General features: G+C 57.1%; 32 protein-coding genes. 15 read left to right on the plus strand and 17 right to left on the minus strand.

Annotated features, from left to right (window positions below):
* The first annotated feature begins 8 nt into the window (after nt 1–8).
* Nucleotides 9–1,037 (plus strand): methionine synthase, encoded by a 1,029-nt coding sequence (locus ACMWLG_RS08030; protein WP_023311627.1) that lies wholly within the window; start codon nt 9–11, stop codon nt 1,035–1,037.
* A 5-nt stretch (nt 1,038–1,042) separates the two neighbouring features.
* Here the strand turns inward: ACMWLG_RS08030 and ACMWLG_RS08035 are convergent, their stop codons facing one another.
* Complete coding sequence (locus ACMWLG_RS08035; protein ID WP_045399111.1) at nt 1,043–1,975, minus strand: LysR family transcriptional regulator; 933 nt, start codon at nt 1,973–1,975, stop codon at nt 1,043–1,045.
* Between the two features lie 95 nt (nt 1,976–2,070).
* Between ACMWLG_RS08035 and ACMWLG_RS08040 the strand changes: the two genes are divergently transcribed.
* Both ACMWLG_RS08040 and ACMWLG_RS08045 read left to right on the plus strand, forming a co-directional pair.
* Nucleotides 2,071–2,505: a DMT family transporter gene (locus ACMWLG_RS08040; RefSeq protein WP_023311625.1), complete on the plus strand. Its 435-nt coding sequence runs from the start codon at nt 2,071–2,073 to the stop codon at nt 2,503–2,505.
* Nucleotides 2,506–2,509: 4 nt separating this feature from the next.
* Nucleotides 2,510–2,968 carry a DMT family transporter gene (locus ACMWLG_RS08045; RefSeq protein WP_045399108.1) on the plus strand — a complete coding sequence of 153 codons (459 nt, stop codon included), beginning with the start codon at nt 2,510–2,512 and terminating at the stop codon, nt 2,966–2,968.
* Here ACMWLG_RS08045 and ACMWLG_RS08050 read toward each other — a convergent pair.
* Genes ACMWLG_RS08050 through ACMWLG_RS08085 form a run of 8 tightly spaced genes read right to left on the minus strand, consistent with a single transcriptional unit; the run spans nt 2,965 to nt 8,845 of the window.
* Nucleotides 2,965–3,498, minus strand: coding sequence for a DUF3833 domain-containing protein (locus tag ACMWLG_RS08050; protein ID WP_045399106.1), 534 nt, complete (start codon nt 3,496–3,498; stop codon nt 2,965–2,967). The genes ACMWLG_RS08045 and ACMWLG_RS08050 overlap by 4 nt on opposite strands.
* Complete coding sequence (locus ACMWLG_RS08055) at nt 3,495–4,019, minus strand: hypothetical protein (protein WP_045399103.1); 525 nt, start codon at nt 4,017–4,019, stop codon at nt 3,495–3,497. The genes ACMWLG_RS08050 and ACMWLG_RS08055 overlap by 4 nt, the downstream gene beginning before the upstream one ends.
* Nucleotides 4,016–4,501 carry a DUF2878 domain-containing protein gene (locus ACMWLG_RS08060; protein WP_023311621.1) on the minus strand — a complete coding sequence of 162 codons (486 nt, stop codon included), beginning with the start codon at nt 4,499–4,501 and terminating at the stop codon, nt 4,016–4,018. Before ACMWLG_RS08060 ends, ACMWLG_RS08055 begins: the two co-directional genes overlap by 4 nt.
* Nucleotides 4,498–5,718, minus strand: a complete 1,221-nt coding sequence (locus tag ACMWLG_RS08065) for an SAM-dependent methyltransferase (protein ID WP_045399100.1) — start codon at nt 5,716–5,718, stop codon at nt 4,498–4,500. Before ACMWLG_RS08065 ends, ACMWLG_RS08060 begins: the two co-directional genes overlap by 4 nt.
* Entirely contained in the window at nt 5,715–6,437 is a 723-nt protein-coding gene (locus ACMWLG_RS08070) for a DUF1365 domain-containing protein (RefSeq protein WP_045399098.1), read from the minus strand. Before ACMWLG_RS08070 ends, ACMWLG_RS08065 begins: the two co-directional genes overlap by 4 nt.
* 1 nt (nt 6,438) lies before the next feature.
* A complete protein-coding gene (locus ACMWLG_RS08075) occupies nt 6,439–7,698 on the minus strand; it encodes an NAD(P)/FAD-dependent oxidoreductase (protein WP_045399095.1) in 1,260 nt (419 codons plus the stop codon).
* Nucleotides 7,695–8,414, minus strand: coding sequence for an SDR family NAD(P)-dependent oxidoreductase (locus ACMWLG_RS08080; protein ID WP_045399092.1), 720 nt, complete (start codon nt 8,412–8,414; stop codon nt 7,695–7,697). The genes ACMWLG_RS08075 and ACMWLG_RS08080 overlap by 4 nt, the downstream gene beginning before the upstream one ends.
* A complete protein-coding gene (locus tag ACMWLG_RS08085) occupies nt 8,411–8,845 on the minus strand; it encodes a nuclear transport factor 2 family protein (RefSeq protein ID WP_045399090.1) in 435 nt (144 codons plus the stop codon). The genes ACMWLG_RS08080 and ACMWLG_RS08085 overlap by 4 nt, the downstream gene beginning before the upstream one ends.
* 256 nt (nt 8,846–9,101) lie before the next feature.
* On the opposite strand from ACMWLG_RS08085, the gene ACMWLG_RS08090 reads away from it, so the two are divergent.
* Together ACMWLG_RS08090 and ACMWLG_RS08095 are read left to right on the plus strand one after the other, a co-directional pair.
* A complete protein-coding gene (locus tag ACMWLG_RS08090) occupies nt 9,102–9,299 on the plus strand; it encodes a hypothetical protein (RefSeq protein WP_023311615.1) in 198 nt (65 codons plus the stop codon).
* A 1-nt stretch (nt 9,300) separates the two neighbouring features.
* Nucleotides 9,301–10,089 (plus strand): hypothetical protein, encoded by a 789-nt coding sequence (locus ACMWLG_RS08095; RefSeq protein WP_045399087.1) that lies wholly within the window; start codon nt 9,301–9,303, stop codon nt 10,087–10,089.
* On the opposite strand, the gene ACMWLG_RS08100 is transcribed toward ACMWLG_RS08095, so the two are convergent.
* The 3 genes from ACMWLG_RS08100 to ACMWLG_RS08110 all read right to left on the minus strand — a co-directional run bounded on the left by ACMWLG_RS08100 (nt 10,070) and on the right by ACMWLG_RS08110 (nt 11,412).
* Nucleotides 10,070–10,582: a GNAT family N-acetyltransferase gene (locus tag ACMWLG_RS08100; RefSeq protein ID WP_045399086.1), complete on the minus strand. Its 513-nt coding sequence runs from the start codon at nt 10,580–10,582 to the stop codon at nt 10,070–10,072. The genes ACMWLG_RS08095 and ACMWLG_RS08100 overlap by 20 nt on opposite strands.
* Nucleotides 10,583–10,600: 18 nt before the next feature.
* Complete coding sequence (locus ACMWLG_RS08105; protein WP_045399083.1) at nt 10,601–11,005, minus strand: VOC family protein; 405 nt, start codon at nt 11,003–11,005, stop codon at nt 10,601–10,603.
* A gap of 68 nt (nt 11,006–11,073) precedes the next feature.
* Complete coding sequence (locus tag ACMWLG_RS08110) at nt 11,074–11,412, minus strand: winged helix-turn-helix transcriptional regulator (RefSeq protein WP_023311611.1); 339 nt, start codon at nt 11,410–11,412, stop codon at nt 11,074–11,076.
* A gap of 90 nt (nt 11,413–11,502) precedes the next feature.
* Between ACMWLG_RS08110 and ACMWLG_RS08115 the strand changes: the two genes are divergently transcribed.
* Nucleotides 11,503–12,282, plus strand: coding sequence for an SDR family oxidoreductase (locus ACMWLG_RS08115; protein WP_045399080.1), 780 nt, complete (start codon nt 11,503–11,505; stop codon nt 12,280–12,282).
* A gap of 51 nt (nt 12,283–12,333) precedes the next feature.
* Here ACMWLG_RS08115 and ACMWLG_RS08120 read toward each other — a convergent pair whose 3' ends face one another.
* On the minus strand, nt 12,334–12,912 hold the full coding sequence (locus ACMWLG_RS08120; protein ID WP_023311609.1) for a TetR/AcrR family transcriptional regulator: 579 nt from the start codon (nt 12,910–12,912) through the stop codon (nt 12,334–12,336).
* Between the two features lie 103 nt (nt 12,913–13,015).
* Between ACMWLG_RS08120 and ACMWLG_RS08125 the strand changes: the two genes are divergently transcribed.
* On the plus strand, nt 13,016–13,483 hold the full coding sequence (locus ACMWLG_RS08125; RefSeq protein WP_023311608.1) for a DUF1348 family protein: 468 nt from the start codon (nt 13,016–13,018) through the stop codon (nt 13,481–13,483).
* A 39-nt stretch (nt 13,484–13,522) separates the two neighbouring features.
* Here the strand turns inward: ACMWLG_RS08125 and ACMWLG_RS08130 are convergent, their stop codons facing one another.
* The 3 genes from ACMWLG_RS08130 to ACMWLG_RS08140 form a co-directional block, all read right to left on the minus strand.
* Nucleotides 13,523–14,062 carry an ester cyclase gene (locus ACMWLG_RS08130; RefSeq protein ID WP_045399076.1) on the minus strand — a complete coding sequence of 180 codons (540 nt, stop codon included), beginning with the start codon at nt 14,060–14,062 and terminating at the stop codon, nt 13,523–13,525.
* A gap of 64 nt (nt 14,063–14,126) precedes the next feature.
* Complete coding sequence (locus ACMWLG_RS08135; RefSeq protein ID WP_045399072.1) at nt 14,127–14,846, minus strand: SDR family oxidoreductase; 720 nt, start codon at nt 14,844–14,846, stop codon at nt 14,127–14,129.
* Entirely contained in the window at nt 14,843–15,958 is a 1,116-nt protein-coding gene (locus tag ACMWLG_RS08140; RefSeq protein WP_045399069.1) for an alkene reductase, read from the minus strand. The genes ACMWLG_RS08135 and ACMWLG_RS08140 overlap by 4 nt, the downstream gene beginning before the upstream one ends.
* A gap of 99 nt (nt 15,959–16,057) precedes the next feature.
* Between ACMWLG_RS08140 and ACMWLG_RS08145 the strand changes: the two genes are divergently transcribed.
* Complete coding sequence (locus ACMWLG_RS08145; protein WP_045399066.1) at nt 16,058–16,969, plus strand: LysR family transcriptional regulator; 912 nt, start codon at nt 16,058–16,060, stop codon at nt 16,967–16,969.
* Between the two features lie 113 nt (nt 16,970–17,082).
* Entirely contained in the window at nt 17,083–17,397 is a 315-nt protein-coding gene (locus tag ACMWLG_RS08150) for a PTS sugar transporter subunit IIB (protein WP_045399064.1), read from the plus strand.
* 44 nt (nt 17,398–17,441) lie between these two features.
* Here ACMWLG_RS08150 and ACMWLG_RS08155 read toward each other — a convergent pair whose 3' ends face one another.
* Nucleotides 17,442–17,795 (minus strand): MerR family DNA-binding protein, encoded by a 354-nt coding sequence (locus ACMWLG_RS08155; RefSeq protein ID WP_258007002.1) that lies wholly within the window; start codon nt 17,793–17,795, stop codon nt 17,442–17,444.
* A gap of 111 nt (nt 17,796–17,906) precedes the next feature.
* On the opposite strand from ACMWLG_RS08155, the gene ACMWLG_RS08160 reads away from it, so the two are divergent.
* The 6 genes from ACMWLG_RS08160 (at nt 17,907) to ACMWLG_RS08185 (ending at nt 25,095) form a co-directional block, all read left to right on the plus strand.
* Nucleotides 17,907–18,701, plus strand: a complete 795-nt coding sequence (locus tag ACMWLG_RS08160; protein WP_045399062.1) for an SDR family NAD(P)-dependent oxidoreductase — start codon at nt 17,907–17,909, stop codon at nt 18,699–18,701.
* Between the two features lie 208 nt (nt 18,702–18,909).
* Nucleotides 18,910–19,524 (plus strand): TetR/AcrR family transcriptional regulator, encoded by a 615-nt coding sequence (locus ACMWLG_RS08165; RefSeq protein ID WP_045399060.1) that lies wholly within the window; start codon nt 18,910–18,912, stop codon nt 19,522–19,524.
* A 74-nt stretch (nt 19,525–19,598) separates the two neighbouring features.
* The gene (locus ACMWLG_RS08170) at nt 19,599–20,708 is read left to right on the plus strand and encodes an efflux RND transporter periplasmic adaptor subunit (protein WP_045399058.1); all 1,110 of its coding nucleotides are present in this window, start codon (nt 19,599–19,601) and stop codon (nt 20,706–20,708) included.
* Entirely contained in the window at nt 20,705–23,794 is a 3,090-nt protein-coding gene (locus tag ACMWLG_RS08175; RefSeq protein WP_045399055.1) for an efflux RND transporter permease subunit, read from the plus strand. The genes ACMWLG_RS08170 and ACMWLG_RS08175 overlap by 4 nt, the downstream gene beginning before the upstream one ends.
* A 34-nt stretch (nt 23,795–23,828) precedes the next feature.
* A complete protein-coding gene (locus ACMWLG_RS08180) occupies nt 23,829–24,422 on the plus strand; it encodes a TetR/AcrR family transcriptional regulator (RefSeq protein WP_023335591.1) in 594 nt (197 codons plus the stop codon).
* 73 nt (nt 24,423–24,495) lie between these two features.
* A complete protein-coding gene (locus tag ACMWLG_RS08185; protein ID WP_045399052.1) occupies nt 24,496–25,095 on the plus strand; it encodes an NAD(P)H-dependent oxidoreductase in 600 nt (199 codons plus the stop codon).
* Nucleotides 25,096–25,174 lie beyond the last annotated feature (79 nt).

The raw sequence follows: 25,174 nt of genomic DNA on the forward strand, positions 1-25,174 counted from the left end.
CTTTTATTATGAAAACATTGCTCCCGACTTCAACGGCTGGCAGCCTGCCTAAGCCGACCTGGCTTGCGCAACCTGAAACGCTCTGGTCCCCCTGGAAATTACAGGATCAGGAACTCCTGGCGGGTAAACAGGACGCGCTGCGCCTGTCCCTGGATGAGCAGATCCGCGCGGGTATCGATATCGTCAGCGACGGGGAACAGACCCGCCAGCACTTCGTCACTACCTTTATTGAACACCTGAGCGGCGTGGATTTTGAAAATCGCCAGACGGTGCGCATTCGTAACCGCTACGACGCCAGCGTGCCGACCGTGGTTTCTGCCGTTGCGCGTCAGAAACCGGTATTCGTGGACGATGCGAAATACCTGCGTCAGCTCACGGACAAGCCGATCAAATGGGCCCTGCCCGGGCCGATGACCATGATCGACACCCTTTACGACGCCCACTATAAAAGCCGCGAAAAGCTGGCCTGGGAATTCGCCAAAATCCTCAATCAGGAAGCGCGTGAGTTAGAGGCCGCAGGCGTGGATATTATCCAGTTTGATGAACCGGCATTTAACGTCTTTTTTGACGAGGTGAACGACTGGGGTATCGCCGCGCTGGAGCGCGCCATTGAAGGGCTGAAGTGCGAAACCGCGGTACATATCTGCTACGGCTACGGCATCAAAGCCAATACCGACTGGAAAAAAACGCTCGGCTCAGAGTGGCGCCAGTACGAAGAGGCCTTCCCTAAGCTGCAGACCTCGAATATCGACATCATCTCACTGGAGTGCCACAACTCCCGCGTGCCGATGGATCTGCTGGAGCTGATCCGCGGTAAGAAAGTGATGGTTGGCGCGATTGATGTGGCAACCAACGCCGTTGAAACGCCGGAGGAAGTCGCCGATACGCTGCGTAAAGCGCTGCAGTTCGTCGATGCCGACAAGCTTTACCCGTCAACCAACTGCGGCATGGCCCCGCTTTCACGCCAGGTGGCTAACGGCAAGCTGAAAGCACTCAGCGCCGGCGCAGAGATTATCCGCAAGGAGCTCGGCGCGTAATTGCCTTAGGTTTGCCAGTAGAGCGGCGTGCCGAAAAACGCCACGTAATAATCAATCACCGCCCTGACGTTCAGGGGCGGATGACGTGCGTTAGGATAGATCGCCGCAATATTGAGTTGCTCCGTGTTGATGGCGCACGCCATTTCCGGCATAAGGGCGACCAGCTCCCCCCGCTTCAGCCTGTCGCCAATCAGCCAGTCCGGAAACAGGACGATCCCCATCCCACCCAGCGCGGCAATGAGCAGCGACTCCGCATTATTGGACGTCATCAGCGGCGCGACGGGATAATGCACCCAATTCTCCTCTTTGCGACGCACGAGCCAGCGGTTAGGCCCGGACGAACCGCGATAGACCAGACATTTGTGCTGGCTCAGTTCGGTCGGGTCGGCCGGAATGCCGTGTTGACGCAGATACGCGGGCGACGCGGCGAGGTGGTAGCGCTGCTGCCCAAAAACACGGGCGTGGAACGTCGAATCCGTCAGCGTGCCGATGCGGAAAATGAGATCGGCGGCGTTCCGGTGCGGGTCGATAAAGTCATCGGTCAGCGTCAGCTCAATGGTTAACCGTGGATAACGCTCGGCCAGGCCTGCCAGGCCGGGCGCAACGTGTCTCTGTCCAAAAAATACCGGCCCATTTATGCGGACCGTGCCGGAGGGTACGGTCGAACGTTCGTCCAGCTCACGACGCGCCTCTTCGAAGTTATCGACCATCGCCCGGGCATAGCGGATAAACAGATGCCCGCTTTCCGTGGGGATCACCGCCCGGGTATTGCGATAGAACAGCTGCTGGCCGAGCGCGTCCTCAAGCTGATGAACAATGCGCGACACCTGCGAGGCAGAAATTCCCTCTCGTCGCGCGACGACGGAAAAGTTCTGCGTTTCATAGACGGCAATAAACAGCAGCAGTGAGCGAAGGTTCATGCTTCCGGCATCTGACATTAATGCATTTCCTGCAATGGTGTTTCCTGCATTATGGCATTTTTCTCACGGGTCTACCGACGTAATCTTCTTCGCCAGAAAACGGAGGAAGCGTAATGCAGTTTATTTTGATTTTACTGGTGATTGCCGGCGGGATGGGCCTCTCCGTCGAGGCGGGGCTGCTGGGGCCATTAGGGGGAGAAGTGGGCGATTTATGGGCGACGTTCAGCATTTTTGGCGTCGGCGCCGCGCTGACGTTTCTGCTGATGCTGTTTTTCAGCCCGCGTAACAGCCCGTCGTTTTTCGCCCAGCCCGGCTGGCAGCTGCTCGGCGGCGTGCTTGGCCCTGTTTACGTGGTCATTCTGACGATCGCCACGCCGACCATCGGCATCGCTCTGACGATGATTGGCATTCTGGCTGGTCAGGTTTTTAAAAGCCTGATCATTGACCACTTTGGCCTGCTGGGTACGCCGCACAGGAAGATAAACGCAAAACGTATCGTGGCGCTGGTTTTTATTATTGCGGCACTGGTTCTGGTCGCACAGGGGTGATGATATGACGCTGATAATGATTCTTCTGGCCGTCTGCGGCGGCGCAACGCTGAGCATTCAGGCCGCGATTAACGGGCAGCTCGGCAGCAGCGTGGGCGTTTTCAAAAGCGCGTTTCTGACATTTTCCGTCGGCGCGCTGGTGACCGCCCTGCTCATTTTCTTCTTTGAGCCTATGCAGGCGGTCACGCTGCTGGACGTGCCGAAATGGCAGCTCCTCGGGGCGATGTTCGGCGTGCCTTACATTGTGATCATGGTCGTGGCGGTGCAGCGCATCGGCACCGCCGTCGCCACGGTGGCGGTGATATTCGGCCAGCTCGCCATGAGTATGTTGATTGATAACTTTGGCTGGCTGGGCAATCCCGCCATTCCGTTTTCACCGAGCCGTCTGAGCGCGGTGGTGTGCCTGGGGATTGCCCTGTACTTCATCTACTCCAGCAGCAAAACCGGCAGCGTCCGCGACTAAGCTGAGGTCTTACGGGTAAAGAACAGCGTCACCGTGGCGACGGTGACGCCCAGCTTCTTCATCTCGGTTTTATTAAACAGATGCGTCTCATCCTGCAAATACATCCAGTCGTCGAAGTTCAGTAGCCAGGTGCTGCCGTTGGCCTTCACGTTCATACTGTAATGCCAGTTAAAGGCGTTGCCTGCGGACTGTCCCGTGGCAACCCCTTCAATATCCCCTGCTGTACCCTCGTAGCGATCGTTCCCCACGCGGCGAATATGCCAGACCCGCTGCTGCTTCTCGCCGTCGTCGTAAACGAAGTGCTCGTTGAGCGTCAGCGTATCGCCGATAACGTCCCCGGCAATCTCAACGTGGAAACGGCGGATCTGCTTGCCGCTGCGATCCTGCACCATCCCCCACGCTTCGGTTTTGCCCTGGAAGTAGTGGAAGATATCAAGCCGCGGCTCCTGCTGGCGATACTCGGCCACTTCAGTGCTACAGCCCGCCAGCAGCATCGTGAATGCCAGCGCCATCATCAGGATACGTTTCATTTTTGCCCTCCGATTAACTGCTGACGCAGCTCAGGATATTGCGTGCGGGGATCGAGCCAGATGGCCAGAAAACGGGTGCTGAACGCTTCCGACTGACGCGGTCCAAGTGGAATAAACGATGTTTGCGCCGCTGACGCGCGATACCAGAACTGTCCCTGCTTATCGTTGAGAACAAACGCCAGCTGTGAGCCCGGCCGGACGTCCGGCCACAGCGTCCGGAGCATCCGCAGCCAGTCTTCACTTTTCGGCTCCTGCACCAGGATCCCCTGCGCCTGCCACTGGTCGCGGGTCGCCTCAACCAGATCATCGCGATCGATGTCCCGCGCATAGGTAATAATCAGCGCCTGATCCTGATTATCCCGACCGTAACGCCCGTCCGGGGTGCGCAGCTGAGAGGTATAGACCGTGAACGGACCCCAGGTGAGCGTGGCGTCACCCACCTTCCGCCAGGCAAGCCAGTCGGCGGCCTGGGCAACCGGAACAACCAGCGTCAGCCAAAGCAGCAAAACCACAGATCTCATTTTTGTCTCCCCATCAGCAGGTGGAAAAATAGCATCAACACCAGCCAGCCCGGCGCCATCCAGCTCACGACGATAAAGGTCGGCTCCAGAAATGTGATGGCTCCCAGCCGCTCGCCAATCAGGTACGCCACCGGCCCGCCCACGGCGGCCAGCAGGGTCAGCAGCCAGCCGGGTAGCGTGGTGGTGCGCGTCAGCTGCGTCCAGACGGTGGCGAACATCAGCCACAGTGCCACCATCCAGAGCGGCATCAGGGAGTCGCTCGTGAAGGCAATCAGCCCCGTCAGCGCCCAGAGCGTATCCAGCAGGCTGCCCGCCGCCGCCAGACCAATGGCGTAAAAACGGTATACAGGCGGCAACAGCAGGCACGCCAGGATCGCCAGAGCGATCCAGATAATCAGGCCCTGTTCGCGAAAGAGCACCACCAGCGCCCAGTAGAGATCGAACGCGACGGCCAGCAGGAAGACCTGAATATGACGTCTCATACGCGCTCGGCGGTCAGCTGCACCACGCTGATGGTGCGGGCGTTAAACCCGGCTTCGCAGTAGCCAAAATAGTACAGCCACATGCGGCGGAAACGTTCATCGAAGCCGAGCTTTTCAATCTCCTGCCAGGCGTGGACAAAGCGCTGCCGCCAGTGGGCCAGCGTGCGGGCGTAGTCCGGCCCCATGTCGAAGAGATTGCGCACCACGAAATCGGTATGGCGCGTCATCAGCTCGTTCATCGCGGTGATGCTCGGCAGGAAGCCGCCGGGAAAAATGTAGCGCTGGATAAAATCGACGCTTTTGCTGTAGTCGCGATAGCGCTGGTCCTGAATGGTGATGGCCTGAATCGCCATTCGTCCTCCGGGGCGCAGCCGCGCCTGACAGGTCCGGAAGAACGTGGGCAGATAGCGTTGCCCGACGGCTTCAATCATCTCTATTGAGACCAGCTTGTCGTACTGCCCGGTGAGGTCGCGATAGTCGCAGAGCAGCACCTCAACGCGATCCTGCAACCCGGCGCGGGCGATCCGCTCGGTCGCCCAGCTATATTGCTCCTGCGACAGCGTGGTGGTGGTCACCCGACAGCCATAATGACGGGCCGCGTATTCCGCCATCGCGCCCCAGCCGGTACCGATCTCCAGCAGGTGGTCATTCGGTTCTAGCATTAACTGGTCACACAGGCGCGCCATTTTGGCCTGCTGGGCCGCCGTCAGGTCCTGCTCGTCCTCCGTAAACAAGGCGCTGGAATAGAGCAGCTCTTTATCCAGAAAATGGGCATAGAAGGTATTGCCCAGGTCGTAATGAGCGGCAATATTTTCACGCGCCTGCGCGCGGGAGTTACGCCGCGTCCAGTGGCGCAGACGCTCCAGCGGCCTGCCGAACAGGCGGAACCCGTTTTCCAGACGGCCAAGCACCTCGCCGTTGAGCGCCAGCAGTTCCAGAAGCGGCGTAAGGTGCGTGGTTTCCCATTCGCCGTCCATCCAGGCTTCTGCGGCAGCAAGGCTACCGCCCGTTAAAACGCGCCAGTAAACGCCGGGCGTGAGGATTTGTACGTCTGCCTGCAGCGCGGAGGATGTCTCGCCAAAATGGAAGGTTTGCGCCCCTTCACGCAGGGTGAGCGAGCCGCCGCGGATGCCGCTTAACAGACGAAAAAGCAGCCAGCGCGCGATGCGCACGTTACGCGGGATATCGGGTTCTAACGCAAAGACGGGATCGGTCATGAGCGTTCACTCCTGCTGAAGGGGTGGTTATACAGCGGCACGCGCTTGAGCCAGAGCCGCAGCGCCTGCCAGTAAATGGCAAAAACAGTTTTCAGGGTCATAAGCGGGACGCGAACCAAAAGCGAACGCAGCGCCGGGCGCGTCAAAGGCTCCCGGCGCAGGGCCAGCGTGGCGTCAAAGACCTTCGCTTCCTGATGATTTTCAATGTGCATATGCAGCGTGTTGTCCGGGTCGTTAAAGCGCCAGTGGTAGATCATGTCCATTGGGTTAAAGGGGGATACGTGAAACGCTTTTTCCGTCGGCTGCGCATCCTGTCCGTTGACGGCATAGTAATGACGTTCATTCCACGGCGTGTTGCGAACCTCCGCCAGCACCCAGCGCAGCGTCTCCTTCCCGTCGTAGCAGTAGTAAAAGTTGACCGGATTGAAATGAAAGCCGAAATAGCGCAGCTGCGTCAGGAGCATCACCCGACCGTCCGGACGTTCTCCGGTCAGGCTCTCCAGCCTGCTGAGCACGTTCTCTTTAAGCGGCGCGCCGAGCGGATAGTCCGCGTCGTGGAACGAGGCAGCGGCAAAGCGATTGCGCCGCACGCCAACGGACGAGAGCTGCGGCAGTTCATCGAGATCCAGCCAGGCCATAAAGACGCTGTAGCTGAATTCGTGGGTTTTCGGCTGAAGGCGGCGGTGGCGTAACACGCCGTGGTAGAGGCAGCTGTTCATCTCAGTTCCCCTCTCCGGCCGCTATCGCGTTGACCACGTCCAGCGCGCTGCGCACGCCATCTTCATGAAAACCATTGTACCAGTAAGCCCCGCAGTACCAGCTCCGGTTGTGACCGTTGATCTCGCCGCGCCGCGCCTGCGCCCGCCAGCTTTGCGGGTTAAACAGCGGATGTTCATAGACAAAGCGTTGCACAACGAAGCGTTCATCTACAGGCGCGTCCGGGTTGAGGGTAACGCAGAACAGCGGACTGCCCGCAGGCAGCCCCTGCAGGATGTTCATGTTGTAGGTGACGCAGGCGCTGGCCTGTTCCTCCGCGCTCAGGCGGTAGTTCCAGCTGGCCCACGCGCGCTGCCGCACCGGCAGCCAGCGCGGATCGCTGTGTAAAACGACCTCGTTGCGCTGCCAGCCGATATCGCCCAGCACCTCGCGCTCTGCGGGCGTCGGGTCATCAAGCATCGCCAGAGCGCTGGCGGAGTGGCAGGCAAAAATCACCCGATCGAAGGTATGGCTGCCGTTTTCAAGCTGAAGCGTAACCCCGTGCTCGTGGCGGCTCACCCGCTGCACCGGTGAATTGAGATGCAGATTCAGACGGTCGCCCAGCTTGTCGAGCATGGCGCGGATATACTCCCGCGAGCCGCCCGGCACCACGTACCACTGCGGGCGATGGGTGATATCCAGCAGCCCGTGGTTCTGGAAGAAACGTAAGAAAAGCGGCAGCGGGAAACGCTTCATCTCCTGCAGCGACGAGGACCAGATGGCGGCCCCCATCGGCAGAATGTAGTGGCGCGCAAAAAACGGCGTGAAGCCGTGCTGGTCCAGAAACGTTTGCAGCGTGGCGTTCGGGTCCACCTCCCCGTCCAGCGCCTGTTTTGCCAGACGATTGAAGCGGACGATCTCGCCAAGCAGACGCCAGAACGCCGGATTCACCAGGTTGCGGCGCTGGGCAAACAGCGACGTCAGGGTGTGACCGTTGTACTCCAGCCCCGTTTCGGGGTTGCGTACCGAAAAGCTCATCTGCGTTTTTTGCCCGCTGATGCCCAGCTCGCTGAGCAGGCCCATAAAGCGCGGATAGGTGCGGTCGTTGTAGACGATAAAACCGGTATCGATCGCGTATGTGCCCTGGGGCGTCGTCACGTCAACCGTTGCGGTATGGCCGCCCGGTGTGGATCCCGCTTCAAACAGGGTCACCTGATGATGCCCGGCCAGGCGCCAGGCGCATGTCAGCCCGGCAATGCCGCTGCCGATAATCGCAATGTTCATGAACGCACCATCCTGCGCAGCAGCGCGCGCTGTAGAAACGCAGGCAGCCCGGAGAGCAGCCGCAAAATGAAGCCAAACCCGGACGGAAACGCGATGTGCATTTTCCCGGCCGCCAGCCCGATACGGATCGCCTTCACCGCCTCGTCGACGGTCACCCTGCCCGGCATGGCGAAATCGTTTTTTTGCGTCAGGGGCGTATCGACAAAGCCCGGGGAAACAACCGTCACGGCAATGCCTTTTGGCTCCCAGTCCAGGCGCAGGCTTTCGGCAAACCAGCTCAGCGCGGCTTTAGACGCGCCATAGGCCTCAGCACGCGGGAAGGGAAGCCAGTGGGCCATGGAGCTCACCAGCACCACGCGGTTGCCAGAGGCCAGCTGCGGCTGCAGCGCGTCAAGACAGTTCACCGGCCCGAGGAAATTGGTGTTCATGACCCGCTCTACCAGCGCTGCGTCCACCACGCCCTGGTCGAGATATTCGCAGGTACCGGCGCAGAGAATAATCAGATCGGCGTAACTGCCGGTCAGCGCCTGGCGACAGGCGTCCCGGTCCGTCATATCGAACAGACGAACGGTAAGATTGGGGCAGGTCTGATGCAGCGCTTCCAGACGCGCCGGATCGCGCCCGCAGGCAATCACATGGTAGCCGTCAGCGGCAAAGGATTTTGCCAGCCCGGCGCCAATGCCCGAGCTTGCGCCGGTAATCAGCACCGTCTTCATGATTTAACCCTCCGCTTCACGCCGCGTACCGCCCAGCCCAGCAGCGGGAGATGTTCGTAGATCATCTCTCCCGCATCGTAGTAGTCGCGCTGGCGCGTGATGAGATCGTTTTCCGTCTCTACCACCGAGCACCCCGGCAGATCGAGCGGCTCACCTCCGGCAATGCGCGGATGCGACCAGTGCATCACCCAGGTGACAACAAACCGGTTCCCACTGCACAGCGGCGGATCGATAGAAAAACGGCAGTTCTCGACGTTGGCCAGCAGATGGGTGAAATAGCGCTGAAGCGCGAAAATCCCGTCATGCTCGCCAAACGGATCGATAAGCGTGGCATTCGAATGGTAAAGCCCCACCAGCGCGGACGGCGGCTGGCTATCCAGTGCGGCGTAGTACTCAACAAACCGACTCACGACAGAGGGCAAAGTGCTCATGGGTCACATCCTGGCTGTAAACAACGTGGCGTAATCGCATAATTAAAACTTACACAATTAATGTTATTTGTCCAAGTTTGTGGTGATTTATTTTTTATTTTATATATATGTCAATGGCTTAGTAATAGGCAAAAGAGTGAATTCTGTAGGCCGGGTAAGGTGTAACCGCCACCCGGCTTTAACTTTCAGGATATCCTTAAGGCGAACTCGCCGGTCTTCTTCCAGGCTTATCCTTTTTATTCATAAGGATGCCCGCATGAAACGTTTCTTTCTCTCCCTTTTCTCCAGCCCGGAATCCTTACTGCAGGTGATGAGCCAGCAGGAAATCATTGAAGCCGTCGAAGATGGCGATCGCATCATTATCGACCAGGACGGGAACGCCTCGGTGAACTACAAAAGCAACGAGGTGCGGCAGGATTTTCTGCGTCACGTCAACATGCTGAAGAGGGCCTGATATGGGAACGGCGATATTTATGGTGTTGATGGTATGCGGGTACTGGTACACCAGCCGCGACCTGTCGACCCGTTTTAAAATCAAGCGCTCCATTGGCTGGGACGTCTATTTCCTGGTGGCGCTGTACGGCTGTATTTTCGTTCTGCAGGGCGTGATTGCCACCGGTCTGCTCTGGCTGCTCCTGCTCGCCCTTTCCGCCGCCAACAACGCTTTCCACTTTGCCTCACCGAAATATACCGACTGGCAAATCGACTTTATGAACTGGAGTTTTTTAGGCATTCAGGCGCCGGTTGTCGTGATGCTGGCGTTCGCCATCCTGTTTTGCCTCTACCGCTCTAACTGGGCAGGCAGCGCCAGGCTGGACGGCGAAAGCCGGAAAAAGCTCTACAAACGTCTGGCGCAGTCGAGCGGGATCGAACAACTGCTATACCAGTGTATGGAACAAGGCGAGCTGGCGCAGGTCACGCTCCGCTCGAGACGGATTTATGTCGGCATGATCCACACCGCGACGCTGGAATATGAAAAAACGGCCAATATCGTGCTGATCCCGATGTTAAGCGGGTACAGAGACGCGAAGACGATGAACTTTCGCATCGAGAATAACTACAGCAGGTGGTATGCGGAGCATGACATCACGCTCGACTCCGAACATCGCAGCGCCATGTCATTCCGGAAGGTGATTTTACTCAATCAGATTGAGAGCCTCTCGCTGTTCGATCCCGCCAGCGCCAGCGCGCTATCGCTGGCACAGCGCGACGAGAGCCCTGGCCCTAAAGAGACATCCCCATAATTCTGAGAATGCTCTGCTGTGAAGCGGTTTCGAAAAGGACGTTATTAACGCAGAGCATGCCCTGCTTCTGGTAGAACCGGTACGCTCCCGCATTCTGCTCAAGCACTTCCAGCCAGAGATAGTCTTTCCCCCTGCTCCGGGCCATGTCGGTGATGCTGTTGAACATCACCTGGCCATAGTTCTTGCCGGTCTCGGCGGGATCGAGGTAGAGCTTGTTGAGGAGAACCCCCTTCTTGTCCGTTTCCGGGAGCAGGGCTTCCCAGGTCACTTTCATGAATCCCACTGGCCGATCGGTCTCGGCAACATACCAGGAAACAGCGTTCTCTTTCAGGCTCTGTTCAAGTACGGAAAGCGCGTACTCGCCGTCGAGAAAATCCTTCATCTCTGCGTCTGACACCCACAGATGCTGAAAATGGGCGGGATAGATTCGGTATCCCAGCTCGCTTAAAAGCGTTGAATCGGCCCCGGAGGCCTGGCGAATTCGAAGAGTCATGTAAGGTATCCCTGGTAATCACCCGCGTTGGGCATGTTGAAAGAGGTCCCAGCGGTTGCCGTAAATATCTTCAAACACCACCACCGTACCGTACTCTTCCTCACGAGGTTCTTCGCAGAATTGAACGCCTTTGTCTTTCATGGCACGGTAATCGCGCCAAAAATCGTCCGTCTGAAGGAAGAGGAAAACTCTGCCGCCGCATTGATTGCCGATAAAGCCTCCCTGCCTCTCGTTAGAGGCGCGAGCCAGCAAAATATTGCAGTCGCTTTCCGGGTTGGGTGAGACGACCACCCAGCGTTTACCCGGTTGCGGCGTATCTTCTACGAGGGTAAAACCCAGCTTATCTGTGTAGTATTCAATGGCACGATCGTAGTCATCAACCACAACAGCCACGCAGCCAAGGCATCGCTTCAGTGTTCTCATTTTTCGTTTCCTTTGCATAAATGGGTCACGGGCAACGCTATCCCATTGCAGCGTGCTGGCCGCCGGGTTTACTGGCTTGCGTAAGCCTCGCGCTTTTCTGCCCATTTCAGCATGGCATCAAGCGCCGGACATAATGCCTGACCCCAATCGGTGAGGCGATACTCCACTTTCGGTGGCACTTGCGGGTAGACCATCCGCGAAACGATACCATCGGATTCAAGTTGCCTGAGCTGCTGCGCCAGCATCTTCTGGGAAATACCGGGGATCAGTTTTTCGAAATCAGAGTAGCGCTGCACTTTTCCGTCGAAAAGATGAAAAAGAATAATTAATTTCCAGCGGCCTTCCAGCAGCCGTAACACTTGCTCCACGCCGCTCGCGGCAGATTCCGGACTATATAACTTACTCATACTTCAGTAGCTCACTTTTTCGTGCGTACTTGTCAATTTCTCAGTCTATGTTGAATATACCTGTACTGTAAACAACGGGAGTGCAAGGTTATGTCATTAGATATTGATTTTAAAGGCAAACGCGTGCTTGTTACCGCTGGCACGAAAGGGCTCGGAAAAGCGGTCGTCGGGCTTTTAAAACAACTCGGTGCATCGGTATTCACCACTGCGCGCCACGAGCCGGACGTAGATATAGCAGATACTTTCGTCGCCGCTGACCTTACGACGGTCGCTGGATGTGCCACTGTCGCATCTGCGGTTCAGGAACAGATGGGAGGCGTCGACGTGATTATCCATGTTGCGGGCGGTTCAACCTCGCCCGGTGGCGGTTTTGCTGCGCTTGGCGAAGAAGAGTGGCAGCAGGAGCTCAATCTTAATTTGTTGCCTGCAGTACGCTTAGATCGCGCCCTGCTTCCCGGAATGCTCGCGCAGGGAAATGGGGTGATTATTCACGTGACGTCTATTCAGCGCGAGCTGCCGTTACCGGAATCAACAACGGGTTATGCGGCGGCTAAAGCAGCCCTCTCAACCTACAGTAAAAGTCTTTCAAAGGAAGTCTCACCGAAGGGCGTTCGGGTGGTGCGCGTTGCGCCCGGCTGGATCGAAACTGAAGCGGCAGTTGCACTGGCGGAGAGGCTGGCAAAGCAGGCAGGAACAGACTACGAAGGCGGTAAGCAGATTATTATGAAGGCGTTAGGTGGAATACCGCTCGGACGCCCTGCCAGACCGATTGAGGTGGCCAACCTCATCGTCTTCCTCGCTTCATCGCATGCTGCGAGTATCACCGGTACTGAATTTGTGATTGATGGCGGCACCATTCCGACAGTGTAACGCGGGTGCTTAATCGGCTCGGTGCGCGAGTTGATTAAGCACCGGGGAATATCACCGATCGGACAGTTTCTCCAGGCCCTTTTTTAACGCATGTTTTACCGCTTCTGAATCCATGCCCATCTGTGCATGAATAATTGCGCCGTCAATGAGCAGCATGATTTCATTGACGACGCGCTCATCTGCACTCTTCGTCAGCAAGGCAATAATTTTCTTTGTTTCTGACTTATGACTGCGGCATATCTCTTTTATCTCGCTTTCAATATCTTCCGATTTCGCCTCTGCGCTGGCGTTAATAAACGCGCAGCCGTGGAAATCGGGCGAAATAAACCATTCGTAAAGCGTTGCAGATATCGCATCAGCAGGTATTTCGCCTTCATCGAGATGTCGACGCAGCGTGGATTCAAACCAGTTAATCCATATTTCATGCCGATAGTGCAAATAGGCGAGAATAAGCAAGCTCTTACTCGGAAAATGACGATAGAAAGTCACCTTGGTCACTTTAGACGCTTTAATCAGCGTATCCACACCCGTCGCCCTGAAGCCCGTGGAATAAAACAGATCGTGCGCCGTGAGTAATATCTTATCTCTGACGCTGATTTTTGTATCGTTGCCTGCGGGTTCTGTTTTCACTTTTGGCTAGCCTCAAAAAGAATGTTGACAGCGTTATTTCACAGGCATAGATTACCGCAAGTAGACAGACCTGTCTACATAATATAACGCTGAGGTAATCGCAATGAACACACGTCCTCCTTTACCGCCCTTCACTCGTGAAAGCGCCATCGAAAAAGTCAGACTGGCAGAAGATGGCTGGAACAGCCGCGACCCGGCGAAAGTCGCGCTTGCCTATACGCTGGATACCCAATGGCGTAACCGCGCAGAGTTCGCCACCAACCGTGAAGAAGCCCAGGCGTTTCTGGAGCGGAAATGGAAAAAAGAGCTGGACTATCGTCTGATTAAAGAGCTCTGGGCATTTACGGAGAATCGGATCGCGGTGCGCTATGCCTATGAATGGCATGATGATTCCGGCAACTGGTTCCGCTCTTACGGCAATGAAAACTGGGAGTTTGAGCCGGACGGATTGATGAAGCGACGCTTTGCCTGCGTAAACGATATGCCGATCAAAGCCTCTGAGCGGCTGTTCCACTGGCCGCTGGGCAGACGCCCGGACGATCACCCTTCGCTGAGCGATCTTGGCTTATAGGATTTTCGCATCACTCCGGGCCGCCCCGGAGTGATGACCTTACAGCGCGCCCAGCTGTTTCATCAGCGTCAGGTTGTCCTCAATATGCCAGTTAGCTACGATCTTACCGTCACCAATCTCATAAATATCCGTGGCGATAAAATCTATTTTCTGCCCCTTTCCTTTCAGCTTGCCAAATGTTCCGGTGAAGGTGCCGTGAAAATGTAAATGCGAAACCACGCGATCGCCTGAAATAATCATTTGCTCAACGTCACAGCGTAAATCAGGCACGGCTGCACGAAACGCGCGGGAAGCTAAAATAGCGCCTTCCGCCCCCTGCTTACGCCCTTCCGGAGGCGTTTTATCAATAAAGCCTGCCGCCAGGGCATTACGCGCCAGGGTTTCATTACCCGTGTTCCAGAATGAAGCATATTCTCTGGCGACGGCTTCATTCGTCTTTAATTTCGCCTGCGGCAGGCTGTTGTCCACAATTAGCTGCTTCGGCTGCAGCCATTCCCCCTGCGCGGAAATCGCATTGCCCGACAGACCTGCAAAAATAACCATCGCTACAGCCGAATGAAAATACGTCGTATATTTCATGATATCTCTCAATAGAGTATTACATTACCCGCAGTCGATTTCCTGCGGTTCAAATCAGAGAGGGTCAGTTAATTAACGCCCCGCCCTCAATATCAATGACCGACCCCGTGACAAAGGGATTATCAATGGCGAAAAGATACCCTTGAGCGATATCCTCCGCCCTTCCCCAGGCTTTGGCCGGCAGGGTTTCCGCCGCGCCAGCGAGCATTTTTTCCCGCGCGGCGGCGTCCATGCCCGCATACGCTTCCGTGTCGGTCAGCCCCGGACTCACGACGTTGACGCGCAGCGGTGAAAGCTCTTTCGCCAGCACTTTTGTCGCGGCCTCAATGGCGGCATTCATCGTCGTTTTAACAATGGCGCCCGCCACGGTGCGACGCGCCACGAACCCGCTGGTGAACGTCAGCGTACCGCGGGGGGCGATGTTCCCGCCGAGATAGCGGGCGACATTGATGCTTCCCCAGAATTTTGTATCAAAGGCCAGCCTTGCCGCGCGGAGATCCAGCCCGGAAAGAAGCCCTCCCGGAGCCTGTGAACCCGCCGTAACGACAATATTATTGACCTCACCCAGCGTTTCACCGAGTGCGACAAGCTCTGCCTCACGGCTGATATCCAGCACGAAGGTATGAACAGACGCGGCGTGGGCGCTCAGCCGTTGCCGCGCAGCGCCCAGCTTCGCGCCGTCGCGGCCCGCAAGAATAATCTCCTCGCCACGCCTGGCAAGCAGGCTGCCCACGGCGAAACCGATGCCGGAAGCGCCGCCGATAATTAAGGTTTTACGGGTCATAACGTTTCCTCCTGCTGGTTGTAAATGGGGTAATCGGTATATCCCGTCGCGGTGCCGCCAAACAGCGTAGCGGGGTCGCGGACCTGGGCCAGAGGCAGCTGGTGCGCCAGCCGGTGGGGTAAATCCGGGTTGGCAATAAACGGCCGTCCGAAGGCAATCAAATCGGCATAGCCGGCAGCAAGGATCTTTTCCGCTTTTTGAAGGTCATAGTTCCCCGCGACAATAAGGGTTCCGCTAAAGGTCTCGCGAAGCGATTGCCGGAACTGCTCAGGTACCTGCGGCGCATCGTCCCAGTCGGCTTCCGCCAGGTGGATGAACGCAATCCCTTTTTGTTCACACCAGGCTGCGAGAGCGAGTATGGCTTCAGTCACCTGCGGATCGTTCATCCCGCGCTGGGTAATAAACGGGGAAAGGCGAATGCCCGTACGCTCGCGGCCAATGGCCTCGGCAATGGCGCTTAACACCTCCTGAGCAAAGCGGATCCGGTTCGCCAGCGTGCCGCCGTACTCGTCCGTGCGTTTGTTGGAGGTTTGACGCAGAAACTGGTCGATCAGATAGCCGTTTCCGCCGTGAACCTCCACGCCGTCGAACCCGGCCTGAACGGCATTCAGTGCCGCCTGACGATAGTCCGCGATGATGCTGTGAATGTCCTTGCGCGAGAGGGTTCTCGGCTGCGGGCAGTCAACCATTTGGCCTTCGCCCTTTTCGTTCACCACCCACACCTGCGCGTCCGGCGCCAGTGCTGACGGGGCGACGGGCTGACCATCCAGATGAAAGCTGGCGTGCGACATTCGCCCGACGTGCCAGAGCTGCGAAAAAATCACCCCGCCCGCCTGATGCACGGCGCCCGTCGTGAGCTGCCATCCTGAAACCTGCTCAGGCGAATGGATGCCTGGCGTCCATGAGTATCCCTGGCCCTCAGGCGAAATCTGGGTGGCTTCCGTGATGATTAATCCGGCGCTGGCCCGCTGCCGGTAATACTCCGCCATCAGCGCAGAGGGAATATTTCCCGGCTGAAGGGAGCGCGCGCGGGTCATCGGCGCCATGACGATACGGTTCTTCAGGTCTTGCTGAACCAGCCTGTAACGTTCAAAAAGTGAGATACGTTGCATGTTTTCATCCCTTATGGTTTGGATGAAATCACTTTACAGGCGGCATCTGGTTTTGATAATTACGCTAAAAGCAGATGCACTTTTCGGAAAATATGAAAAATGGGCAAACTCGAAGACATGGCGTTACTGGTTGAAGTGGCCGAGGCCGGCGGTCTTTCTGCCGCCGGGAGACGCCTGTCGCTTTCTCCGGCCACCATGACGGCCAGGCTGAAGGCGATTGAGGAGCGTTACCAGACGCGCCTGTTTCACCGCTCAACGCGATCGATCACGCTGACCCGCGCCGGGGAAGAGTTTTACCATGCCGCGCTGCGCGTGCTGGAAGAAGTGCATCACGCCGAGTCGTTACTGACGCAAAAGGAAGGCGTGCTCAGCGGCAACATTCGCCTTTCTGCGCCCTCGGACTTTGGCAGACAGTATCTTAGCCCCGCCGTCGTGGAATTCTCACGACGCCATCCCGACGTTAAATTTTTCATCTCGTTAAGAGAACACGTTGAGGACCTGGTCGCTAACCGGCTGGATATGAGCGTGCGTTTTGGCAACCTGCCGGACAGCAGCCTTGTCGTCAGAAACATCCGCCCGAACCATCGGGTGCTGGTCGCCTCCGGGGAGTATCTAAGCGAACGCGGCATCCCCGCCACGTTTGCCGATTTAGCTCAGCACCGGTGCCTGGCGCTTGAGTCTCAGGGCGTGGTGATGAACGAATGGCGCTTTGAAAAAGATGGCGAGGAAAGCGTCGTTCGCGTAGAGCCAGCCATGGTGTGCGACGACGGGGCTTTACTTCGCCAGTGGGCACTCAGCGGAGCTGGCATCGCGGGGAAATCGTGGTGGGACGTCAAAGACGATGTTGAAACCGGAAGGCTCACGGTACTGTTTGCCGACAGCTTCACCGGCTTTAGCCGATACGATCGCAAAGATGTCGGCCTGCAGCTTGTTTACCCCCAGCGCAAACTGCAGCCGCTTCAGGTCACGGCTTTTAGCCAGTTTTTTCTCGACTGGCTAAAAAAGCAGTAAAATTAAATCGCGTCAGGCATCTGCGGTTAATTTCTCGCCAAAATAAGAGATGGCGCGCATTTCGCTGACAACCTCAGGACTACTCTGTGTGCGGTTTTCAGGAGGTAAAAAATATGAAAAAGCTTCTGATCTGTTGTTTGTTTGGTAATACCGCAAACTCTCTCGCCAAAAAGATGCAGTCTCTGGCAGAACGCGAAGGCTATCCGCTGATGATTAGCGCTGTTGGGCTGGATAACTTCGCCAGCGTCGCTCCCGCTTTCGATGGTTTCCTCATCGCGCCGCACATTCAGTACAAACTCGATGAGATAAAAGAAAAGGTGGGCAATACGCGCTCAATCGCCATTATTGAGAGCCTGCCCTATGCCTCTCTCGACGCGAGGAAAGTATTGAATTTCGTGAAGGAACAGATGCCTGAACTGGCTGCCTGACAGATAAGGCCGCATCGGTTTTGCGGCCTCCTCTCACCCGGCGATCAAAACGTGTCGACGCAAGGCTGGCCGACCTTATTTAGGGCGTTTTTCAACCTGGCTCTGAGTTCAATTAACGTCGCTTCTTTCTCTTCAAGCTGCTGCAGCTTGCGGCGCAGAGAAGCCTGTTTTTGCTCAGCGGTAAAGTTGTCGTCAACCCAGACAGCTAAAACCTCTGCAATTTCGGCTAAGGTAAAGCCCAGCATTTTGGCATGCTTGATCATGTTTAAACGCTGTAAATCGACGGCGGAATAAACTTTGTAGTTATTGCTGCGATTAGGCTGCGGGATATTCTCTAATAGCCCCTGTCGCTCATAGTAACGCACCGTCTCTTTCGACAATCCCGTTTTCGCACACAGTTAACCAATTCGCATCGCGTCGCCCTCACCCTGGAAAAATCACGCTTGATCGTGTACCTAAGTGCACGGTTTATCCTGTGCGGAATACATTAGGGAAACGGGATTAAAGATATGAATTCTTTTGATTATACAGGAAAAACAGCGCTGATTACCGGAGCATCTTCGGGCATCGGTCGTGATTTCGCCAGGCAGCTCGCCGCCCGAGGCGTGGCCTTGATCCTCGTCGCCCGCAGCGAGCCAAAGCTGCAGGCGCTTGCCGCAGAGTTGGTCAGAAAGCACGGCGCCTCCATCACGATTATCGTGCAGGATTTAGTGAAGCCGGAAGCCATTCCCCATATTGTGGAACGGCTTGAAACCTTAAGACGCGTCCCAGACATTCTGATTAATTGCGCCGGGTTCGCCACCTACGGGCCATTCGAAAAGCTGTCAATCGACAGGCAGCGTGATGAGATTAACGTAAACTGCATGGCCCCCGTGGAGCTGACTCACGCCCTGCTGCCGGGAATGCTGCAGCAGGGCTCCGGGGTGATTATTAACGTTGCCTCAACGGCCGCGATGCAACCGGATCCCTATATGGCGATTTATGGCGCAACCAAAGCCTTTCTGCTCTCGTTTTCGAACGCGCTGTGGGGAGAATATCGCTCAAAGGGCATCCGCGTCCTGGCGCTTTGCCCCGGCGCAACGGATACGGCCTTTTTTGATGTGGTGAATGCTGAGGAAGCCTCGGTAGGTAAACGAATGCCCGCTCACAAGGTGGTCACCCTGGCGTTGAAGGCCATGGAGAGTAACCGTAGCTACCTGATTACCGGATGCGGTAACTGGCTTCTGGGGCAGCTACACCGGTTCGTGACGCGCAGGCGTCTGGTGCTTATCGTTGAAAAAATATTGCGCCCGCGCTCGGCTTAAGCAAAAACGGCTCTGTTCAGCGCAAGGGAGTTGCGCTGAAATCCTCGCTTATCGCAGACAGATAGATGCCATAGTGCACGAAAAACAGTGATACACTTACCGCATCTGGTTGATCGTCCCGTCTGAACGTTTCATGATGAATGACGGTAACCAAATCTCAAAATGGTCACTCGTTGTTAATCGAAGCCCGTCACGCTAAGCTTAAATAATGACTAAAAATATTAATCCCCCATCATCACGTGGCCCCCTTGACCACGCTGTCAGAGAGCAAATCGTCGAAGCGGCTTTTGAGCACTTCGGTCACTACGGCTATGAAAAAACCACCGTCGCCGAACTGGCTAAATCTATTGGTTTTTCAAAGTCCTACATCTATAAGTTTTTCGATTCCAAACAGGCTATCGGCGAGGTGATTTGCGCTAACCGCCTGGAGCTGATCATGGCGGCAGTGCTTTCCGCCATCGAGGATGCGCCGTCAGCAAGCGAAAAATTACGCCGCCTTTTCAAAGCGCTCACCGAGGCGGGAAGCGAGCTGTTTTTCCACGACCGTAAGCTATACGACATTGCCGCCGTCGCCGCGCAGGAGCAGTGGCCGTCAACCCAAAAATACAGTGAAAGCCTGATGAAGCTGATCGAGAGCATCATTATCGAAGGCAGGCAGGCTGGCGAGTTTGAAAGAAAAACGCCGCTGGATGAGGTCACATTTGCCGTCTACATGGTGATGTGCCCTTACATTAACCCCGTTCAGCTGCAGTACAACCTCGAAATGGCCCCCACGGCGGCAGTGCTACTCTCTTCACTGATTTTAAGAAGCCTGGCCCCCTGATTTGTGACCATTGACAATTTTGGTCACTAGTCAGAGAATGCGGATACCGTCCTGTTACGTCAAAAAGGTTTCCCATGCTCAGGCTCACTTCAGCCCGCGTTGCCGTTTGTCTCCTGCCGTTTGCCCTGGTGGCGTGCGGCGATATTTCCGCGAGTGACGATCCGCGCACAAAGCCACCGCTTGTCAGATCCGCCTCCGTCGAGCTTGCGAACAATAGCGCCCGCGCCTTCACGGGCGTGGTGGTCGCAAGAACGCAAAGCGATTTAGGTTTCAGAGTCCAGGGAAAAATCCTTGAGCGGCTGGTCGAGACGGGGCAGACCGTCAAACAGGGCCAGCCCCTGCTGCGCCTGGATCCGGTTGACCTGAAATTACAGGCTCAGGCGCAGCAGCGCGCGGTGGATGCGGCTCAGGCGCGCGCGCGCAAAGCCACCAGCGATGAGGCGCGCTATCGCGGTCTTGTGGCGTCCGGCGCGGTGTCTGCCTCGGAGTATGACCAGATCAAAGCGGCGGCCGACACGGCCAGGGCCGATCTCAGCGCCGCCCGGGCGCAGGCCAGCGTGGCGCAAAACGCCACGGGCTATGCCGTACTGCTGGCGGATTCAGACGGCGTGGTCATGGAGACGCTCGCCGAGCCGGGTCAGGTCGTCAGCGCCGGACAGGTGGCGATCAGGCTCGCCAGAGCGGGACAGCGTGAAGCGCTCGTCCAGCTTCCGGAAACGCTGCGTCCTGCCGTCGGCAGCGAAGCGCAGGCCACGCTGTATGGCAATGAAAAACATCCTGTCACCGCAACGCTGCGCCTGCTGTCTGACTCGGCCGATGCCGCGACCCGCACGTATGAAGCCCGCTACGTGCTGGATGGCCTGCTGGCGAACGCGCCGCTGGGGGCGACCGTCACGCTGAACATTCAGGACAATAAAGCGGAAGGTCAGGTCATGCAGGTCCCGCTGGCTTCACTCTATGATGCAGGAAAAGGTCCCGGCGTCTGGCGCATTTCCGCCCAGCCGGCAAAGGTCGCATGGACGCCCGTCAGGGTGCTGAGCGTGGGTGAAGATGCGGCGCAGGTCACGGGCGGCGTGAAGCCCGGTGAGAAGATTGTTGCGTTAGGTGCCCATCTTCTGCACGAAGGTGAGGTCGTCAGGCTTGCCGAGCAACGCAGTGCCGCCTTGGCGGAGAATACGCCATGAGCGGAAGCCGCTTCAACCTGTCGGCGCTGGCCGTCCGCGAACGTTCCATTACGCTGTTTCTGATCGTTCTGGTCACGATTGCCGGAATTTACGCCTTCTTTGGGCTCGGACGCGCGGAAGATCCGCCCTTCACGGTAAAGCAAATGACGGTGGTAACCGTCTGGCCGGGCGCCACCGCGCAGGAAATTCAGGATCAGGTCGCCGAACCGCTGGAAAAACGCCTGCAGGAACTCAAATGGTATGACCGTACCGAAACCTATACCCGTCCCGGCATGGCGTTTATCACGTTGTCATTGCAGGACAAGACCCCGCCTGCCGAAGTGCAGGAGGAGTTCTATCAGGCGCGGAAGAAGCTTGGAGATGAATCTCAGCGACTTCCGGCGGGCGTCATCGGCCCGATGATCAATGACGAATTCTCGGATGTCACCTTTGCCCTCTTTGCTCTGAAAGCGAAAGGCGAACCGCAGCGGCAGCTGATACGCGATGCCGAAGGCCTGCGCCAGCAGCTTCTGCACGTTCCCGGCGTGAAGAAAGTGAACATTATCGGCGAACAGGCCGAGCGGATTTACATCTCCTTCTCCCACGACCGTCTGGCGACGATAGGGCTCTCACCGCAGGATATTTTCAACGCCCTCAACAGCCAAAACGCGTTAGCCGCGGCGGGCTCCATTGAGACCCGAGGCGCGCAGATTTTTATCCGCCTGGACGGCGCGTTCGATGAACTGCAGAAAATCCGCGATACGCCTTTTGTGGCTCAGGGCAAAACGCTCAAGCTGTCCGATGTGGCAACGGTTGAGCGAGGCTACGAAGATCCCCCGACGATGCTGATACGTAATCAGCATGAGCCCGCCCTTCTGCTGGGCATCGTGATGCGTGAAGGCTGGAACGGTCTGGCGGTGGGGAAAGCGCTGGATGCGGAAACGACGAAAATAAATGATAGCCTGCCGCTGGGCATGTCCCTGACCAAGGTCACCGACCAGTCCGTGAATATTCGCTCGTCGGTCGATGAGTTCATGATCAAATTCTTCGTCGCCCTGCTTGTGGTCATGGTGGTGTGTTTTATCAGCATGGGCTGGCGCGTGGGTGTTGTCGTTGCGGCGGCGGTCCCGCTGACGCTGGCGGTCGTTTTCGTGGTGATGGAAGCCGCGGGGATAAACTTTGACCGCGTTACGCTGGGCTCACTGATCCTCGCCCTCGGCCTGCTGGTTGATGATGCCATCATCGCCATCGAAATGATGGTGGTGAAAATGGAGGAAGGTTACGACAGAATCAAAGCCTCGGCCTTCGCCTGGAGCCATACCGCTGCGCCCATGCTGGCCGGTACCCTGGTGACGGCCATTGGCTTTATGCCGAATGGCTTTGCCCAGTCGACCGCAGGGGAATACACCAGCAATATGTTCTGGATTGTCGGCCTCGCCCTGATTGCATCGTGGTTTGTCGCGGTGGTGTTCACGCCCTATCTTGGGGTGAAGATCCTGCCGGCGATCCCTAAAGTAGAAGGGGGTCATGCCGCCATCTATAACACGCCTCGCTATAACCGTTTTCGCCAGCTGCTTGCCCGCGTTATCGCCAGAAAATGGCGGGTGGCCGGATCGGTGGTCGCCATTTTCATTCTTGCCGTGCTCGGTATGGGGCTGGTTAAAAAACAATTCTTCCCGACCTCCGATCGCCCGGAAGTACTGGTTGAGGTGCAGATGCCCTACGGTACCTCGATTGAGCAAACCAGCGCCGCAACCGCAAAAATCGAAGCGTGGCTGGGCCAGCAGCCCGAAGCCAAAATTGTCACGGCCTATATTGGTCAGGGTTCGCCCCGTTTTTATCTGGCGATGGCGCCAGAACTGCCCGACCCGTCTTTTGCGAAAATCGTGATCCTGACGGACAGCGAGACATCGCGCGAGGCGCTCAAGCTCCGGCTGAGAGAAGCTGTCGCCAACGGCCTTGCCCCCGAAGCGCGCGTACGGGTAACGCAGCTGGTGTTTGGCCCGTACTCGCCCTTCCCGGTTGCCTGGCGCGTGTCGGGGCCGGATGTCGAACAGGTGCATGACATCGCTGACAGGGTGAAAGCCGTGCTCCAGGCAAGCCCGATGATGAGAACCGTCAACACCGACTGGGGCTCACGCGTTCCTGTCCTGCATTTCACCCTCGATCAAAACCGCCTGCAGGCGACCGGCTTGACCTCCAGTGCCGTTGCCGATCAGCTTCAGTTTCTGCTCTCAGGCGTGCCCGTCACCTCCGTGCGAGAGGATATTCGCTCGGTAGAGGTTATTGGCCGCGCGGCGGGAGACATCCGTCTCGATCCGGCAAAAATCGAGGGTTTCACCCTTGTCGGCAATGCGGGACAGCGCGTTCCGCTGTCGCAAATCGGCAAGATTGAGATCGGTATGGAAGATCCGATCCTGCGCCGCCGCGATCGCACCCCGACGATTACCGTGCGGGGCGACATCGCTAACAATCTTCAGCCACCGGATGTGTCGGTCGCCGTCATGAAGCAGCTCCAGCCGATTGTTGATGCGCTGCCGCCCGGGTACCGAATAGACATGGCGGGTTCGATTGAGGAATCGGGTAAAGCCACGCAGGCAATGATTCCGCTGTTCCCGATCATGATTGCCCTGACGCTGCTGATCATCATTTTGCAGGTGCGCTCAATCTCGGCGATGGTGATGGTGTTCTTAACCGCGCCGCTGGGGCTGATTGGCGTAGTGCCCGTGCTGTTGATTTTCAATCAGCCGTTTGGCATCAACGCGCTGGTCGGCTTGATCGCCCTTTCCGGCATTCTTATGCGCAATACGCTGATCCTGATCGGTCAAATCGATCATAACCAGAAGGACGGCCTCGAGCCGTTCCAGGCGGTGGTTGAAGCGACGGTCCAGCGCGCGCGCCCGGTCCTTCTGACCGCCATAGCCGCCGTGCTGGCGTTCATTCCCCTGACGCATTCGGTGTTCTGGGGCACGCTGGCTTACACGCTGATAGGCGGCACGCTGGGCGGGACGATCGTCACCCTCGTCTTCCTGCCCGCGATGTATGCGATCTGGTTCCGGATCCGTCCTGCGGAACAACGAGTGCAGCACCCTGCAGAAAACGTGTAAACTACCATGAGTAGATAACACTTCTGAGGAAAGCATGGTTGTTAAGCGCTTAAGAAAAGAGGACCGCCGCGTGCAGCTGCTGGAGGTTGCGCGCGGAATCGTTCGTCAGCAAGGCACGGAGGCGCTGACCCTTGGCTACCTGGCCGAACGCGCCAACGTGACCAAGCCTATCCCCTACGATCACTTTGGCGATCGTGAAGGGCTGCTGATGGCGCTGTACCAGGATTATAGCGACCGGCAGCTGGCGAAATTCCGCGAGACGCTGGCGGTCGACAGCAAAACGCTGGAGAAGACGATCCGCTTTTTCAGCGCCGCCTATATCGACTGCGCCATAAGTGCCGGGCCTGAAACCGGGCCAATTGCTGCCGCGCTGTCCGGATCCCACGCGTTGCAGACGTTTCGTGAAGCATGCGTGGCCGAATGTGCCGACTGCCTGCGTACCGCGCTTTCCCCGTTTGTCGCGCTTAAAGGCGTTCAGGGAGAAGCGGTATTGACGGCCATTATTGGCGCCGCGGACGCGCTCAGCACTGCAGCGGGCAACGGCGTGCTCGCCCGGAACGTGGCGGAAGATACGCTCAGCGGCGCCATGACCGGCGTGCTGGAGACCTACGTGAATAGCACAAAATGATCGCTGGGGGCGGATTGACACCTAAGTTACCAATAGTAATATAGGCGTCAATTCTCACCCATTCGAGGTCGCTATGTCTGCTACAAATGCCATTAATAACGCACTGATCGTGACGGCTCATCCTGTCGACAATTCGTTATCCCATTCGCTGGCAGCCCGTATTGCCGGAAAATTACGCGAGCAAGGTACGCAGGTTGAAATTGCCGATCTGCATGCTGAAGGGTTTAATCCGGCGATGACCCGCGCCGATCTCGATTTGTATCACGGCGATCCGAGCGCCCTTCCTGAAGATATTCTGCGCGAGCAGCAGCGCGTCGAGCGAGCGGATATGCTGGTGTTTGTTTTCCCCGTGTACTGGTGGTCGGTCCCCGCGCTGTTGAAAGGCTGGTTCGATCGCGTATTAACCCTGAACTGGGCGTATAAGGTGGCCGACGATGGCCGGATCGTGGGCAGCTTACGCGATGTTCCCGTCCGCCTGATTGCCACCGGCGGCAGCGATCTCACCGGATTCGACAAACACGGCTATTCGAAGGCGATTCAGACGCAGATAATCGAAGGCGTGTTTGGCTTCTGCGGGCTGAAGTACGTTAAGCTCGATATTCTTTACCAGGCAGACGCGGCGACGCCTGAACAGGTGGAGGATTTCCTGCAAGGGCTAGAGGGCCTTAAATAATCCCGGCTATTCAGTCAGCAAAGGCGTGCACAGCAGGTTATGAGCCTTTGCTGACAGCTTCCTGCCGCTTGATCGTACC

The organism is Enterobacter sp. 01-M-02-SI-ECC, assembly GCF_047530595.1.
Lineage (GTDB): Bacteria > Pseudomonadota > Gammaproteobacteria > Enterobacterales > Enterobacteriaceae > Enterobacter > Enterobacter cloacae_M.

Coding starts and splice junctions, on each gene's coding strand:
- ACMWLG_RS08030 (WP_023311627.1), top strand. CDS start 9: ATGAAAACATTGCTCCCGACTTCAACGGCTGGCAGCCTGCCTAAGCCG.
- ACMWLG_RS08035 (WP_045399111.1), bottom strand. CDS start 1,975: ATGTCAGATGCCGGAAGCATGAACCTTCGCTCACTGCTGCTGTTTATT.
- ACMWLG_RS08040 (WP_023311625.1), top strand. CDS start 2,071: ATGCAGTTTATTTTGATTTTACTGGTGATTGCCGGCGGGATGGGCCTC.
- ACMWLG_RS08045 (WP_045399108.1), top strand. CDS start 2,510: ATGACGCTGATAATGATTCTTCTGGCCGTCTGCGGCGGCGCAACGCTG.
- ACMWLG_RS08050 (WP_045399106.1), bottom strand. CDS start 3,498: ATGAAACGTATCCTGATGATGGCGCTGGCATTCACGATGCTGCTGGCG.
- ACMWLG_RS08055 (WP_045399103.1), bottom strand. CDS start 4,019: ATGAGATCTGTGGTTTTGCTGCTTTGGCTGACGCTGGTTGTTCCGGTT.
- ACMWLG_RS08060 (WP_023311621.1), bottom strand. CDS start 4,501: ATGAGACGTCATATTCAGGTCTTCCTGCTGGCCGTCGCGTTCGATCTC.
- ACMWLG_RS08065 (WP_045399100.1), bottom strand. CDS start 5,718: ATGACCGATCCCGTCTTTGCGTTAGAACCCGATATCCCGCGTAACGTG.
- ACMWLG_RS08070 (WP_045399098.1), bottom strand. CDS start 6,437: ATGAACAGCTGCCTCTACCACGGCGTGTTACGCCACCGCCGCCTTCAG.
- ACMWLG_RS08075 (WP_045399095.1), bottom strand. CDS start 7,698: ATGAACATTGCGATTATCGGCAGCGGCATTGCCGGGCTGACATGCGCC.
- ACMWLG_RS08080 (WP_045399092.1), bottom strand. CDS start 8,414: ATGAAGACGGTGCTGATTACCGGCGCAAGCTCGGGCATTGGCGCCGGG.
- ACMWLG_RS08085 (WP_045399090.1), bottom strand. CDS start 8,845: ATGAGCACTTTGCCCTCTGTCGTGAGTCGGTTTGTTGAGTACTACGCC.
- ACMWLG_RS08090 (WP_023311615.1), top strand. CDS start 9,102: ATGAAACGTTTCTTTCTCTCCCTTTTCTCCAGCCCGGAATCCTTACTG.
- ACMWLG_RS08095 (WP_045399087.1), top strand. CDS start 9,301: ATGGGAACGGCGATATTTATGGTGTTGATGGTATGCGGGTACTGGTAC.
- ACMWLG_RS08100 (WP_045399086.1), bottom strand. CDS start 10,582: ATGACTCTTCGAATTCGCCAGGCCTCCGGGGCCGATTCAACGCTTTTA.
- ACMWLG_RS08105 (WP_045399083.1), bottom strand. CDS start 11,005: ATGAGAACACTGAAGCGATGCCTTGGCTGCGTGGCTGTTGTGGTTGAT.
- ACMWLG_RS08110 (WP_023311611.1), bottom strand. CDS start 11,412: ATGAGTAAGTTATATAGTCCGGAATCTGCCGCGAGCGGCGTGGAGCAA.
- ACMWLG_RS08115 (WP_045399080.1), top strand. CDS start 11,503: ATGTCATTAGATATTGATTTTAAAGGCAAACGCGTGCTTGTTACCGCT.
- ACMWLG_RS08125 (WP_023311608.1), top strand. CDS start 13,016: ATGAACACACGTCCTCCTTTACCGCCCTTCACTCGTGAAAGCGCCATC.
- ACMWLG_RS08130 (WP_045399076.1), bottom strand. CDS start 14,062: ATGAAATATACGACGTATTTTCATTCGGCTGTAGCGATGGTTATTTTT.
- ACMWLG_RS08135 (WP_045399072.1), bottom strand. CDS start 14,846: ATGACCCGTAAAACCTTAATTATCGGCGGCGCTTCCGGCATCGGTTTC.
- ACMWLG_RS08140 (WP_045399069.1), bottom strand. CDS start 15,958: ATGCAACGTATCTCACTTTTTGAACGTTACAGGCTGGTTCAGCAAGAC.
- ACMWLG_RS08145 (WP_045399066.1), top strand. CDS start 16,058: ATGGGCAAACTCGAAGACATGGCGTTACTGGTTGAAGTGGCCGAGGCC.
- ACMWLG_RS08150 (WP_045399064.1), top strand. CDS start 17,083: ATGAAAAAGCTTCTGATCTGTTGTTTGTTTGGTAATACCGCAAACTCT.
- ACMWLG_RS08160 (WP_045399062.1), top strand. CDS start 17,907: ATGAATTCTTTTGATTATACAGGAAAAACAGCGCTGATTACCGGAGCA.
- ACMWLG_RS08165 (WP_045399060.1), top strand. CDS start 18,910: ATGACTAAAAATATTAATCCCCCATCATCACGTGGCCCCCTTGACCAC.
- ACMWLG_RS08170 (WP_045399058.1), top strand. CDS start 19,599: ATGCTCAGGCTCACTTCAGCCCGCGTTGCCGTTTGTCTCCTGCCGTTT.
- ACMWLG_RS08175 (WP_045399055.1), top strand. CDS start 20,705: ATGAGCGGAAGCCGCTTCAACCTGTCGGCGCTGGCCGTCCGCGAACGT.
- ACMWLG_RS08180 (WP_023335591.1), top strand. CDS start 23,829: ATGGTTGTTAAGCGCTTAAGAAAAGAGGACCGCCGCGTGCAGCTGCTG.
- ACMWLG_RS08185 (WP_045399052.1), top strand. CDS start 24,496: ATGTCTGCTACAAATGCCATTAATAACGCACTGATCGTGACGGCTCAT.